This window comes from Streptomyces spinosisporus, from assembly GCF_022698145.1.
Classification (GTDB): domain Bacteria; phylum Actinomycetota; class Actinomycetes; order Streptomycetales; family Streptomycetaceae; genus Streptomyces; species Streptomyces spinosisporus.
In genome coordinates this window covers 636,198-648,771 of the sequence record NZ_JALDAX010000001.1, presented here as the reverse complement: position 1 = coordinate 648,771, position 12,574 = coordinate 636,198, and the positions used below count along the sequence as shown (strand labels likewise).

The window sequence follows — 12,574 nt, the reverse complement described above, 5'->3', positions numbered from 1 at the left end:
AGGGCGCGCAGGTGCGCGATGTCCGATACGGACAGTGTGTCCGTACGGATCAGCCGGCGCAGCCGATTTTCACGCGGCCCGCTCCTCGGGCTCCGTGTTCAGTGGCACCTGGGGGCCGTTGGACTCGCGCAGCCAGCGGCGCAGGACGTGGTGCACCTGCTCGGCGCCGACCAGGTCGAGGCCGTCGCCGACCGGCTCGGAGAGGGCGAGCGGGGAGAGCAGGAAGGGTCTGCCCTGGGCGCCGCCGAGCCCGCCGTGCGAGCCGATCTGCTCCTCGAAGGCGAGGACCTCGCCGTCGGCCGGGTCGTGCGAGGAGTTGACCATGATGTCGGCGGTGTGCGCGAAGGAGTGCGTACGGCGCACGGCGTCGGCCGCGCCCGGTCCGAACACGGCCAGCGGGCCGCTCTTGTCGTCGAGCGCGTCGAGCGGTATCTCCGCGCCCTGGGCGCCCAGCACCACCCCGCCGTGCTCCTCGCTGCGCACCAGCAGGAAGCCGACGCCGGGGTGGTTGGCGAGCGTGGTCAGCAGCGCCGGGTGGCGGGCGTCGATCTCCTCCTTGCTCATCCGGTGCGGCACGTCGGGGAAGGAGACCAGGCCGAGGTTGCCGGAGGCCAGCACGAGCGGCTCGGAGCGGCGGCGGGCGGGGTGCTGCTGCTCGCCGCCCGCCTCGACGGGCCGGCGCAGCGCGGCCCGCACGGCGGCGCGCGCCTCGGCCCCGCTGCGGGTGCGCCGGGCCTTGCGCGGCACGGGCAGCCCGCACCCGGCCCGCACCAGCTCACCCAGGCCCAGGCCGTAGCGGGAGCGGAAGGTCTCGCCCGGGCTCTGCCCGTGGTCGGACAGGACGACGATGCGATACGGCCGCGGGGCGTGCTCGGCGACGTTCGCGATCAGCGCCAGCGCGCGGTCCAGGCGTTCGAGGACCTTCTCGGCGTCACGGCTCATCGGCCCGGAGTGGTGCGCCACCTCGTCGTAGGCCACCAGGTCGGCATAGACGGCGGTGCGTCCGGCGAGCAGGTCGCCCATGACCGCGGCGACGACGACGTCCCGTTCCACGACGGTCGCGAAGGCGCGCACGAGGGGGTAGAGGCCGCCGCGGGCGACGCGGGGGCGCTGCTTGCGAAACCGGGACCGGGTGGACTGGCCGATCTCGCGGCCGACCTCGGCGACGAAGGACATGGCGGTGCGCACGGCGTTGGCCGGGTCGGAGAAGTAGGCGAAGTAGCCCGCGCGGGAGCGGTTCTCCCGGCCGCGGCGGCGGGTGGCGATGGACAGCACGAGCGCCTGCTCGTCGGCGCCGCCGCTGAAGAGGTTGCCGCGGCTCGCGCCGTCGGCGCTCAGCAGCCCGCCGTCGCCGGTGCGCTCGACGGCACGGCGCTGGAGTTCGGCGGCGCTGGTCGGGCGGTTGCAGACCATGACCTCACGGGTGTCCTTCTCGTACCAGCGGAAGGCCGGGATGTCGTGGTTGCTGCCGTGCAGGATGCCGAGCTGGCTGGCGCCGGTCTGGCTGGACCAGTCGGTGCGCCAGGGGGTGAGCCGGTGGGTGCTCTCCAGCCACCGGGCCACCGTGGGCATCAGGCCCTTCTCGGCCGCCGCCACCAGTACGTCGTGTCCGACGCCGTCGAGTTGCAGGAAGACCGTGCCCGGCGTGGACGGGCCCGCCGGCCCCCTTCTGCGGCGGCGGTCGGAGAGGCGGTAGAGGCGGCGCCGGTAGGCGTCGTCGTCGCGCACCGCGAGGGCGGCGCCGGTGGCGGAGGCGACGGCGGACATCACGGCGGCCACCACGACGGCCGTCTCCGGGGCCGCCTCCGCGCTGCTGGCGGGGTTGAGGCGGAGCGCGACGAGCAGCAGGGAGCCGTTCAGCACGAAGACGAGCAGGCCGAGGACCAGCGCGGGCACGAGCAGCAGCAGCCGTACGAGCAGCGGCCAGGCCAGGGCCGAGAGCAGACCGAACGCTCCGGCGCCGACCGCGGCGGTGACCGCGATGTGGGTGGCGCTCTCGCCGTCGGGGGACTGCAGCCGGAAGTCCGGCAGGATCCCGGCGAGCACGAGCATGGTGACCGTGGAGACCGCCCACACCGTGGCGCTCCGCCCCACCTGACTGGCGACCTTGCGCCAACGCCCGCCACGCACGCCCTGTCCACCTCACGTCCCGGCCCGTCGTCGGTGCGGGCCTGTCCTCAGAGTGTCACAAGGGTCGGACAACCCGTTCCGGCACCTGGGGCGGGGTGGGGCGAGAGCCGGGGCGCGGGGCGGGGCGAAAGCGGCGACAGGGCGAGGGCGAGGACCTCAGCGTCCGTCGTACCCGGCCGTCGGCATCGACAGCCGGCGGTGCACCCGTGCCTTCATCTGCGCGTCGTAGCAGGGCTCCGCGAAGCCCACGGTCTCCACCCGCACCCCGCGCCGGGCGCACTCCTCGGTGAACTCCTCGACGGACGACAGCGCGCTCTCCAGCACCCGGCGGCTGGGCGCCACGAACAGATCCTCCCCCGGCCGCACGCCGTCCCACAGCACACAGTGGTCGGCCCGCAGTCCCCGCACCAGCAGCTCCCGGCTGACGATGTAGCCGCGCTCGGCGGCCCAGCGGGCGCACATCGCGTGCTGGCTGCGCGAGTCCACCAGGAAGGGATCGGCGTCCAGCTCCTCGAGCGGCGTCAGACTCGCGATCGCCGTGACCCGCACCGGTCCCATGGCGTCCCCCTCACCTCTGGGTTTCGGCGCCGACCCTACTCCTGCCCGTAGGCTTCGGGGGAGTCGCGCGAAGGAGGCAAAGAGGTGCCCGTGGAGATCACCTGGTGGGGTCATGCGACCTGCACGGTCACCGACTCGGGCGTACGCCTGCTGACCGACCCTCTGTTCGCGCGCCGGCTCGCCCATCTGCGCCGCCGGCGCGGGGCGCTGCCACCGCCCGGCGCCGCGCGCGCCGACGTGGCGCTGGTGTCGCATCTGCACGCCGACCATCTGCATGTCCCCTCGCTGGAGCGGCTCGCCGAGGGCACGCGCCTGCTCGTGCCCCGGGGCGCCCCCCGGGCGGTCCCGGGGCTGCGCCGGCTCGGCCGTCTCCGGGTGAGCGAAGTGGCGCCCGGGGACCGGGTGACGGTCGGCGACGTGGTCGTACGGGTCGTCAGCGCCCGGCACGACGGACGGCGGCTGCCGCTCGGACCGCACCGCTCCCCCGCGCTCGGCTATGTCGTCGAGGGCGAGGGGCGGACGTACTTCGCCGGGGACACCGGGCTGTTCGACACGATGGCGGACGAGGTCGGGCCGGTCGACGTGGCGCTGCTGCCGGTGGGCGGCTGGGGTCCGCACCTCGGTGAGGGGCATCTGGACGCCGGCCGGGCGGCGCGGGCGCTGGCCCGGCTGGCGCCGCGCAGTGCGGTGCCGGTGCACTACGGCACGTACTGGCCGATCGGCATGGACGCGGTTCGCCCGCACGAATTCCACGCGCCCGGCGACGAGTTCGTGCGCCTGGCCGCCGAGTACGCGCCGGACGTCGCGGTGCACCGGCTGAGGCACGGGGAGAGTGTGCGGCTGGAGGTCGCCCGGTGACGTGGCTCGCCACCACGGCGACGACGACCGTGCCTCCCGAGTCCACCCAGCAGGCGCTCGGCTATCCGTCGCTGTTCCTGCTGGTGCTGTTCGGGGCGCTGGTGCCGGTCATCCCCACCGGGGCGCTGGTGAGTTCGGCGGCCGTGGTCGCCTTCCACCAGACGGCGCCCTTCTCCCTGGCCCTGGTGTTCGTGACGGCCTCGGTGGCCGCGTTCCTCGGGGATGCGGCGCTGTACTGGCTGGGGCGGCGCGGGATGCGGTCGAAGAACGGGTCGCGGTGGCTGGAGGCGATCCGGTCGCGCGCGCCGGAGGACCGGCTGGCGCAGGCGCAGGAGAAGCTCGCCGAGCACGGGGGCACGGTGCTGGTGCTGTCCCGGCTGGTGCCCGCCGGGCGTATCCCGGTGATGCTGGCCTGTCTGCTGGCGAAGTGGCCGATGCGGCGGTTCGCCCGGGGGAATCTGCCGGCGTGCCTCGCCTGGGCCGTGACGTATCAGCTGATCGGCATTCTGGGCGGGTCGCTCTTCGACGAGCCCTGGGAGGGCGTGGTGGCGGCCGTCGTGCTGACCGTCCTGGTCGGCGCCGCCCCCGGCGTCTGGCGCCGCATCCGCCGCACGACGACCGCCGCCTAGGACGGCGCCCGCGATCCAGGGCAAGTCCTAGTCCAGAACGCGTGATCCCCCGATCGGCAGGTCCCACAGGTCGTCGCGGTCCAGGCCGGCCTTCTCCCACGCGGCACGCACGCGTGTCAGGGGTTCCAGGACCGGCTCGGCGGAGAGCACGAACGTGCCCCAGTGCATGGGGGCCATCCGCCGGGCGCCGACGTCCTGGGCCGCCCTCACCGCCTCCTCCGGGTCGCAGTGGACGTCGCTGAGCCACCACCGTGGGTCGTAGGCGCCGATCGGCAGGAGGGCGAGGTCGATGCCCGGGTAGCGGCGGCCGATACGGGAGAACCAGTGGCCGTAGCCCGTGTCCCCGGCGAAGTAGACACGCCGGCCGTCGGGCGCCGTCAGGACCCAGCCGCCCCACAGGGAGCGGCAGGTGTCGGTGAGGGTGCGCTTGGACCAGTGGTGGGCGGGGACGAAGTCGAAGCGCACCCCGCCCAGTTCGGCCCCCTCCCACCAGTCCAGCTCGGTGATGGTGGTGAAGCGGCGGCGACGGAACCAGGCGCCCAGTCCGGCCGGTACGAACACCGGGGTCGCGCGCGGGAGTCGGCGCAGGGTGGGCGCGTCCAGGTGGTCGTAGTGGTTGTGGCTGATGACGACCGCGTCGATGCGCGGCAGCGTGTCCCAGTCGACGCCGACCGGGGTGATGCGGGTGGGGGTGCCGAGGATGCGGCGGGACCAGACCGGGTCGGTGAGGACGGTCAGGCCGCCGATCTGCACGACCCAACTGGCGTGCCCCGCCCAGGAGACGGCGACCGTGCGGGCGTCGACACGGGGCACGGGTGCCGGTTCGTACGGGAGGCGGGGGATGTCGGCGAGGCCCTCGCGGTCGGGGCGTACGGAGCCCTCGCGGGCGAAGCGGGCCATGGACTTCAGGCCGGGCAGCGGAGCGGTCAGACGGTCGTGGAAGGTCCGCGGCCACACCCTGTGCTCGCCGAGGGGGCGGGGTTCGGCGAGCGGCGGGAACGGGGGCGCGAGCCTCTTCCCGGCCGCCGGGGCACCGGCCTGGCCGGTCGCGGTCGTGGTCGTGGTGGTGGTGGTCGTGGTCAGGCTCGTGCCGGGGCCGGTGCTGGTGCTCGTGGTGGTCGACTCGGACTGTTGCGTCATCGAGGAGGCTCCCATCGCTGAGCGTCGTCGCGGAGATCGTCGAAGACCGACTTCACATGGATCAACGCGCGTTGCACGTGTGGCAGTTCCAACGGCGTGGGAGAGGTGAGGCATTCCGCGCGTTCCTCGTCCGTATGCCCCAGAAACGGCCCGGTGGACAGCCGGACGTGCAGCGCGCCGAGTTCGTCACCGAAGCGGTGTCCGCCGGGCGCGGGCATGCCGAGCCGGGCCGCGAGGAAGTCCTCCAACTCCTGTGCGTCGCCCACTCCGTGTCCGGCGAGGGCGGTGCGCAGCGGGCCGAGGTCGGCGTAGAGATGACGGCCGGCCTGCGGGGGCCGGGCCACCGCGCCCGCCGCGACGATCTCCCGGTGCACGGCGGCGGCCACGCGCGCGTGCAGCCGTACGGCGGCGCTCACCCGCGCGGTGACCGGGTCCGGCTCCCCCAGCGCGTAGGCGGCGGGAGCGGCGACCGGTCCGGCGACATGAGCCCCGAGCGCGGTCAGCACGTCGAGCACGCGCGCGTGGAGCGCACGGCCGGGCTCGTCCCCGGGGAAGCGCGCCACCGCGGCGGGCCAGCCGGGCGGCAGCAGGGCGCCCGCCAGGTCGGTGACGACGGTGACCCGGTCGGGCAGCATCTCGGCGGGGCTGACCAGCACGGTGTCGTGCGGGGCGTGCACGGTGTCGCGCCAGGTCTCGTCACTGACCAGGTGCAGGCCCTCCGCCGCGGCGGCCTCCACGCACGCGTGCAGCACCTCGGGCGGGGCGACGGTGGCCGTGGGGTCGTCGGCGACCGACAGGACGAGCAGCCGCGGGTCACCGCCCTCGGCGCGCACCCTGCGCACGGTCTCCAGGAGGGCGTACGGGTCCGGGACGCCACCGCTCTCGGCGGGCGTCGCGACATGGAAGGCGGGTCTTCCCAACAGGCGTGCGTACGGCGCCCACCAGGCCGCGCAGGGCCTCGGCACCAGGACGTCGCCGCCGAGCGCGGCGGTCAGGGCGAGCAGCAGGGCGGGGGCGCCGGGAGCCGCCGCCACGAGGCCGCCCTCGGTGGGCAGGCCGCGCCGCTCCCAGTAGCCGCAGGCGGCTTGGAGCAGTGCGGGTCCGCCGCCGATCGGCTCGCTGTCGGACCGTGTCGCGGCCGCGGTCAGCGCGTCGGCGAGTTCGGGCGGCACGGGCAGTCCGTCCTCGGGGAGAGGTGGCCCGTAGCGGACGGGGCCGTGGCCTTCCGGGTCCGTCCGCCGCATGCGTACCTCCGCGCAGTCGTGCCTCGGGCTCCGAGTACCCAGGGTGCCGCAGGGCCATGGCCGTCCGCCGGGGTTGCGCCCGTCACACCACGGGTCGGCAGGCGGCGCGTCAGCCGCGCGGGACGGAGCCCCTGTGCCACATCCGGTATACGGCCGCGCCCAGCGCGCCCGCGATCAGGATGCCGCCGGCGACCAGGGCGGGCACGGAGTCGGTGAAGGTGCCGCCCTCACCGGCCTGCACCCCGTGCTGGACCGGCCCGCCGCCTCCGCCTCCGACCCCGCCGCCTCCGGGGACGTCGCTCGGTCCGCCGGGGACATGGCTCGATCCGCCGGGGACGTCGCTCGACCCTCCGGGGACGTGGCCGGCTCCCCCGGGCACATCACCTCCGCCGGCGACGCCGCCTCCCCCACCGCCGTGGCCGCCGTGGAACGTGGCGCTCCACTCCTTGCCCTTGCCGCCGGGCGCCCCGGGGCAGGTGCCCTCGACGGTCCACGCGACCTCCTCGGCCGCCGTGTCGGGGGCCGCAGCACCGGGGGCCGCCTCGTCCGCGGGGGCGCCGTCCGGGGCGGCCTCGTCCGCGGGCGGCTCGTCAGGGACCGCCTCGTCCGCGGCGTCGCCCGCGAGGTCGTCCGTGCCGGAGACCCGGGCGGTGCCGCGGTAGGAGGTGCCGGAGGCCTCGTCGGCGCCGGGGACCCGTTGCAGCTGGACGGTGCCCTCGTCGAAGGCCTCGGAGGTGGCGTCGATGGTGGCGGGTGCCTCGCCGCCGGTGGGCTCGCAGGTGACCGTGACGGTGACGCTGCCACCCGGGGAGACGGTGCTCGGAGTGACCTCCGCGGCCGGGTCCGCGAGGGCGGCCGAGGCGGCGAAGCCGAGCGTGGCACTGGCCAGGGCCGCCACGGACAGCACACGGGCGGTGGAACGCATGGGGAGGGCTCCTTCGACGGGCGATGTGGCGGGAGCACCCCTTGCCGCGCTTCATGGCCCGGCCGTGCTCCCTAGCCCATCAGAGCCCCGTTCCCCGCGAGGCGCGCGCGGCCGGGCCCCATTCGCGCGACAAGGGACGCCCGAGCGGGTGACCCGGCCCGCCCGGACGTCCCCACGGCGCCGCCTACGCCACGTCGTGCATGATCTGGTCCCGCATCCGCGTGCAGGACCGGCTGATCAGCCGGGACACGTGCATCTGGGAGATGCCCAGCTGCTCGGCGATCCGGCTCTGCGTCATGCCGCCGAAGAACCGCATGTAGAGGATGGTCCGCTCCCGCTCGGGCAGCGCCGCGAGCCGCGGTTTGACGGCCTCGCGGTCCACCACGGTGTCCAGCGCGGGGTCGGCCGCGCCGAGGGCGTCGCCGAGGGAGTAGCCGTCCTCGCTGCCGGGCAGTTCGGCGTCGAGGGAGAGGGCGGTGAAGCTCTCCAGCGCCTCCAGGCCGGTCCGGACGTCCTCCTCGCTCATGCCCGCGTGTGCGGCGATCTCCGCGACGGTGGGCCCGTGGCCCGGGGTGGTCTGGGAGAGTTCCTGCGCCGCGAACCGGACGCGGTTGCGCAGGTCCTGGACCCGGCGCGGCACGTGCAGCGTCCACATGTGGTCGCGGAAGTGCCGCTTGATCTCGCCGGTGATGGTGGGCACGGCGTAGCTCTCGAAGGCGTTGCCGCGTTCGGGGTCGTAGCGGTCCACGGCCTTGACCAGGCCGAGGGACGCGACCTGCCGCAGGTCCTCGTAGCTCTCGCCACGGCTGCGGAACCGTCCCGCGAGCCGCTCGGCCATGGGCAGCCAGGCCTCGACGATGCGTGCGCGCAGTGCGTCGCGCTGTGGACCCGGAGGGAGCCCCACGAGCGTACGGAAGGCCTCGGCGGTGTCCGGGGCGTCGTCGTGCGGGTGGTGCTTCGCGCTCGCTGTCGTGGGCATGTGCGTCGCAACTCCCTCGAAGATGCTCTGGGGCGGACGGTCCCCGTGGGAGTTCGGATGCGCCTTCGGGACGGGACAGGCGCGACCGGGGCGGCGCAGGGCCGTTCCCACGGACGTGCCTCCTGTCCGAAGCACTGGTGTTGCGCCTGCCCCCGCACCCCCGTCGCAAACACCCGCACAGGTTTTCCGGCGGCGGTCGCGGTGACTCGCCCCGTAGACGACTGCCAGTCCGTCCGCCACAGGCCCGGGAGGTCCGCACATGAGCGTCAAGGTCTCCGACCACATCCTGCAACGACTGCGCGAGTGGGGGGTGGACCACGTCTTCGGCTATCCCGGCGACGGCATCAACGGACTGCTCGCCGCGTGGGGCAGGGCTGACGACCAGCCGCGGTTCGTCCAGTCCCGGCACGAGGAGATGTCGGCGTTCGAGGCGGTCGGATACGCCAAGTTCAGCGGCCGTCTCGGGGTGTGCGCGGCGACCTCGGGGCCCGGCGCGATCCATCTGCTCAACGGTCTGTACGACGCCAAGCTCGACCACGTCCCGGTGCTCGCGATCGTCGGTCAGACGCACCGCACCGCGATGGGCGGCTCGTACCAGCAGGAGGTGGATCTGCACACGCTGTTCAAGGACGTCGCCTCGGACTTCGTGGAGACGGTGACGGTGCCGGAGCAGCTGCCGAACGTCCTCGACCGCGCGATCCGCACCGCGTACGCCCGCCGCAGCCCGACCGCGCTGATCATCCCCGGTGATGTGCAGGAGCTCGACTACTCCCCGCCCACGCACGAGTTCAAGATGGTTCCCTCCAGCCTGGACCGCAGTTCCTGGACGGCGGTGCCGTCCGAGGAGTCCCTGCGGCGGGCGGCGGAGATCCTCAACTCCGGTGACAAGGTGGCCATTCTGGTCGGCCAGGGCGCCGCGGGAGCGCGCGCCGAGGTGGAGCAGATCGCCCAGCGGCTGAAGGCCGGCGTGGCCAAGGCGCTGCTCGGCAAGGACGTCCTGAGCGATGAACTCCCCTATGTCACCGGCTCGATCGGGCTGCTGGGCACCCGTCCGTCGTACGAGCTGATGCGGGACTGCGACACCCTGCTGACCATCGGTTCCTCCTTCCCGTACAGCCAGTTCCTGCCGGACTTCGGCAAGGCGCGCGCCGTGCAGATCGACATCGATCCGCACATGGTCGGGATGCGTTATCCCTACGAGGTCAATCTCGTCGGCGACGCCAAGGCGACCCTGCAGCAGCTGATCCCGCTGATCGGCGAGGACCGGGGACCCGAGTGGTACGACACCATCTGCGACAACGTCGCGCGCTGGCGCGAGGTGATGGAGCGGCGGGCGCAGCAGTCCGCGGACCCGATCAATCCGGAGTACGTCACGCATGCGCTGGACGCGCTGCTGCCGCAGAACGCGATCATCACCGCCGACTCGGGTTCCGCGGCCAACTGGTACGCCCGGCATCTGACGATGCGGCCCGGCATGCGCTCCTCGCTCTCCGGCACGCTGGCGACGATGGGGCCCGGGGTGCCGTACGCGATCGGCGCGAAGTTCGCCCACCCGGACCGGCCCGCGATCGCGCTGGTCGGGGACGGCGCGATGCAGATGAACGGTCTGGCGGAGATGATCACGGCGGCCAAGTACCGCGATCTGTGGGAGGACCCGCGACTGGTCGTCGCCGTGTTCAACAATCGCGATCTCAACCAGGTGACCTGGGAGATGCGGGCCATGGAGGGCGCCCCGTCCTTCCTGCCCTCGCAGGAGCTGCCGGACGTGCAGTACGCCGCGTTCGCCCGTTCCCTCGGGCTGACCGGGGTGCGGGTGGAGAAGCCCGAGGACGTCGAGGCGGGCTGGCGCGCGGGGCTCGAGGCGGACGGTCCGGCGGTGATCGAGTTCCTCACCGACCCGGCGGTCCCGCCGATCCCGCCGCACGCCACCTGGGAGCAGATGGAGGCCACGGCCGCCTCGATCCTCAAGGGGGACGCGGACCGCGCCGGCATGGTCAAGCAGGGGTTCAAGGCAAAGGTGCAGGAGTTTCTGCCCCACCGCGGGAAGTGACCGCGGGGGCGACGGGGCCGGGAGGCTGCAGGGCGTCCCGGTCGCCGTCGTCCGGTCCGCGCGGGAGCAGCAGTTCCTCGTAGCGGCCCAGAGCCAGCACCACGCCGAGCATCAGAATCGGGATGATCACCGCGAGCAGTGCCATGGCACGTCCTTCCCCAGGTCCTGCTTGTGGGAGGCCCCCTCCGAGTTTCCTGCCGCACGATCGGCAAACGCGGTGTCGGCCTCCGGTCATCGGGTACGCGGTGCGGACCCCGGAAGATCTGGAGAAAGACATGCAGCGAGGCAATGACCGGCTGAGCGTCCACCGCGACGAGGAGATGAAGCACGAACTGCAGGGACTGCTCCGTTCCGGGCACCCCACGCGGGCGGAGGAGTGGCACGACCCGGAGCCCGTCGCCGACGACGACCCGCAGGTCGCGGGCGGTCCGGTGGCGCCGGGAGGATCCGGGGCGTCGTTCGAGACGGTACGGCTGGAACTGGCCCGGATCCTCGGCCGCAGCTCCTTCCCCGCGGGTCCCCGTGAGCTGACGGGCGTGCTGCGCCGCAAGAACGCCCCCGACGTCCTCGTCGAGGCCCTGGGGCGGCTGCCCCGTACGGACCGCTATGCGAACGTGCAGGAGCTGACGAAGGCGCTGACCCGCCCCGGGAACGTCCCGAAGGGCTCGCGGTGATGGCCGATTTCGTCAGGGAGGTGATGACTCCCGGGGTCGTCGCCGTCCGCCCGGACGCGTCCCTCGTCGAGGCGGCGCAGCTCATGCGCTCCCAGGACATCGGCGATGTGGTGGTGGCCGACGGGCAGCAGGTCGTCGGGGTGCTCACGGACCGTGACATCACCGTACGAGCGGTCGCGGACGGTGACGATCCGGCGGTGGTCAGCGCGGAGTCCGTGTGCACCCGCGATCCGGTGCTGCTGGCGCCCGACGATCCCGTCGGGGCCGCCGTGGCGCTCATGCGCACCCACGCGGTCCGGCGGCTGCCCGTCGTGGAGGACGGGCTGCCGGTGGGGATGGTGAGCCTCGGTGACCTGGCCGAGGCGCAGGACCCGGACTCGGCGCTCGCGCAGATCAGCCGCGCCGAACCCGCCGACCGGGACGCCCGGTGAGGCGAGGCACGCCGAGAAGGCCCGGAGAGCCGAGAGAGACGAGAAGGACGCGAGACGAGAAGGACGCGAGACGAGAAGGACGCGAGGAAGGGACGTCGAACACCATGCGTATCGCATTTCTGACAGCACCCGAGGGCGTGGAGCAGGTCGAGCTCACCGAACCCTGGCAGGCCGTGAAGGACGCCGGTCACGAGCCCGTGCTCGTGTCGACGAAGTCCGGCCGGATCCAGGCCTTCGACCACCTCGACAAGGCGGACACGTTCCCGGTGGACGAGGTCGTGGGCGAGGCCTCGGCGTCCTCCTTCGGCGGGCTCGTCCTGCCGGGCGGTGTGGCCAATCCGGACTTCCTGCGCATGGACGACAAGGCCGTGTCGTTCGTCCGGGAGTTCTTCGACGGGGGCCGGCCGGTCGCCGCGATCTGCCACGCCCCGTGGACGCTGGTGGAGGCGGACGTGGTCCGCGGCCGGGTGCTCACTTCCTGGCCGAGTCTGCGGACCGACATCAAGAACGCGGGCGGCACCTGGGTCGACGAGCAGGTCAGGATCTGCGACCACGGCAGCAACAAGCTGGTCACCAGCCGCAAGCCGGACGACCTCAAGGCGTTCTGCGACGCGTTCGTGCGCGTGTTCGCGGAAAGCGCGGGCTGAGCGGGTGACGTCAGCTGCGGGGAGTCGCCGACTCCCCGCAGTGCCGTTCCCGGGCGCCTTCCCGGGTGCGGCCCGCGGCGACCATGCGCTGCGGGTTGCGGCGCAGGTACTCGCCCTCCAGCTGGGCCATGCGATCGTTGTGGGCCCGCAGTGCGTCGGTCGAGCCGTAGAGCAGCGTGTCGTGGCGCGTGCGGTGGATCGTCTCCAGCTCCCTCATGAGCTGCTGGTCGTCCAGCCGGCTGGGGTCGACTCCGGTCATGGTGGTACCCCGCTCGTCGTGTTCGTTCATGCGGTCCGGGTACCCGCCCG

Annotated in this window: 14 protein-coding genes; 6 read left to right on the top strand and 8 right to left on the bottom strand. The window is 73.5% G+C overall.

Going from position 1 to position 12,574, the window contains the following annotated elements; all coding sequences use genetic code 11:
* Window positions 1-69: 69 nt before the first annotated feature.
* A complete protein-coding gene (locus tag MQN93_RS02800) occupies window positions 70-2,130 on the bottom strand; it encodes an alkaline phosphatase family protein (RefSeq protein ID WP_242708125.1) in 2,061 nt (686 codons plus the stop codon).
* Between the two features lie 156 nt (window positions 2,131-2,286).
* A complete protein-coding gene (locus MQN93_RS02795) occupies window positions 2,287-2,688 on the bottom strand; it encodes a hypothetical protein (protein ID WP_016431688.1) in 402 nt (133 codons plus the stop codon).
* An 84-nt stretch (window positions 2,689-2,772) separates the two neighbouring features.
* Between MQN93_RS02795 and MQN93_RS02790 the strand changes: the two genes are divergently transcribed.
* Together MQN93_RS02790 and MQN93_RS02785 are read left to right on the top strand one after the other, a co-directional pair.
* A complete protein-coding gene (locus tag MQN93_RS02790; protein WP_242708124.1) occupies window positions 2,773-3,546 on the top strand; it encodes an MBL fold metallo-hydrolase in 774 nt (257 codons plus the stop codon).
* A complete protein-coding gene (locus MQN93_RS02785) occupies window positions 3,543-4,175 on the top strand; it encodes a DedA family protein (RefSeq protein WP_016431690.1) in 633 nt (210 codons plus the stop codon). The genes MQN93_RS02790 and MQN93_RS02785 overlap by 4 nt, the downstream gene beginning before the upstream one ends.
* A 27-nt stretch (window positions 4,176-4,202) precedes the next feature.
* Here MQN93_RS02785 and MQN93_RS02780 read toward each other — a convergent pair whose 3' ends face one another.
* From MQN93_RS02780 to MQN93_RS02765, 4 genes are all read right to left on the bottom strand, one after another.
* Window positions 4,203-5,315 (bottom strand): MBL fold metallo-hydrolase, encoded by a 1,113-nt coding sequence (locus MQN93_RS02780; RefSeq protein WP_242708123.1) that lies wholly within the window; start codon window positions 5,313-5,315, stop codon window positions 4,203-4,205.
* Window positions 5,312-6,559: an aminotransferase class I/II-fold pyridoxal phosphate-dependent enzyme gene (locus MQN93_RS02775; protein WP_242708122.1), complete on the bottom strand. Its 1,248-nt coding sequence runs from the start codon at window positions 6,557-6,559 to the stop codon at window positions 5,312-5,314. The genes MQN93_RS02780 and MQN93_RS02775 overlap by 4 nt, the downstream gene beginning before the upstream one ends.
* A 109-nt stretch (window positions 6,560-6,668) precedes the next feature.
* On the bottom strand, window positions 6,669-7,484 hold the full coding sequence (locus tag MQN93_RS02770) for a hypothetical protein (RefSeq protein WP_242708121.1): 816 nt from the start codon (window positions 7,482-7,484) through the stop codon (window positions 6,669-6,671).
* A 184-nt stretch (window positions 7,485-7,668) separates the two neighbouring features.
* Window positions 7,669-8,463, bottom strand: coding sequence for an RNA polymerase sigma factor SigF (locus MQN93_RS02765; protein ID WP_037780155.1), 795 nt, complete (start codon window positions 8,461-8,463; stop codon window positions 7,669-7,671).
* Window positions 8,464-8,722: 259 nt separating this feature from the next.
* Here MQN93_RS02765 and MQN93_RS02760 point away from each other — a divergent pair, with 259 nt between their 5' ends.
* Entirely contained in the window at window positions 8,723-10,513 is a 1,791-nt protein-coding gene (locus MQN93_RS02760; RefSeq protein ID WP_242708120.1) for a thiamine pyrophosphate-requiring protein, read from the top strand.
* Here MQN93_RS02760 and MQN93_RS02755 read toward each other — a convergent pair.
* Window positions 10,470-10,658 carry a hypothetical protein gene (locus MQN93_RS02755; protein WP_016431696.1) on the bottom strand — a complete coding sequence of 63 codons (189 nt, stop codon included), beginning with the start codon at window positions 10,656-10,658 and terminating at the stop codon, window positions 10,470-10,472. The two genes, MQN93_RS02760 and MQN93_RS02755, sit on opposite strands and share 44 nt — an antisense overlap.
* 130 nt (window positions 10,659-10,788) lie before the next feature.
* On the opposite strand from MQN93_RS02755, the gene MQN93_RS02750 reads away from it, so the two are divergent.
* The 3 genes from MQN93_RS02750 (at window position 10,789) to MQN93_RS02740 (ending at window position 12,265) form a co-directional block, all read left to right on the top strand.
* The gene (locus tag MQN93_RS02750) at window positions 10,789-11,187 is read left to right on the top strand and encodes a DUF2795 domain-containing protein (protein ID WP_016431697.1); all 399 of its coding nucleotides are present in this window, start codon (window positions 10,789-10,791) and stop codon (window positions 11,185-11,187) included.
* A complete protein-coding gene (locus MQN93_RS02745) occupies window positions 11,187-11,618 on the top strand; it encodes a CBS domain-containing protein (protein WP_016431698.1) in 432 nt (143 codons plus the stop codon). Before MQN93_RS02750 ends, MQN93_RS02745 begins: the two co-directional genes overlap by 1 nt.
* Window positions 11,619-11,722: 104 nt before the next feature.
* Window positions 11,723-12,265: a type 1 glutamine amidotransferase domain-containing protein gene (locus MQN93_RS02740; RefSeq protein WP_016431699.1), complete on the top strand. Its 543-nt coding sequence runs from the start codon at window positions 11,723-11,725 to the stop codon at window positions 12,263-12,265.
* 10 nt (window positions 12,266-12,275) lie between these two features.
* Here MQN93_RS02740 and MQN93_RS02735 read toward each other — a convergent pair whose 3' ends face one another.
* Window positions 12,276-12,554, bottom strand: a complete 279-nt coding sequence (locus MQN93_RS02735; RefSeq protein WP_242708119.1) for a DUF6158 family protein — start codon at window positions 12,552-12,554, stop codon at window positions 12,276-12,278.
* Between the last annotated feature and the right edge of the window lie 20 nt (window positions 12,555-12,574).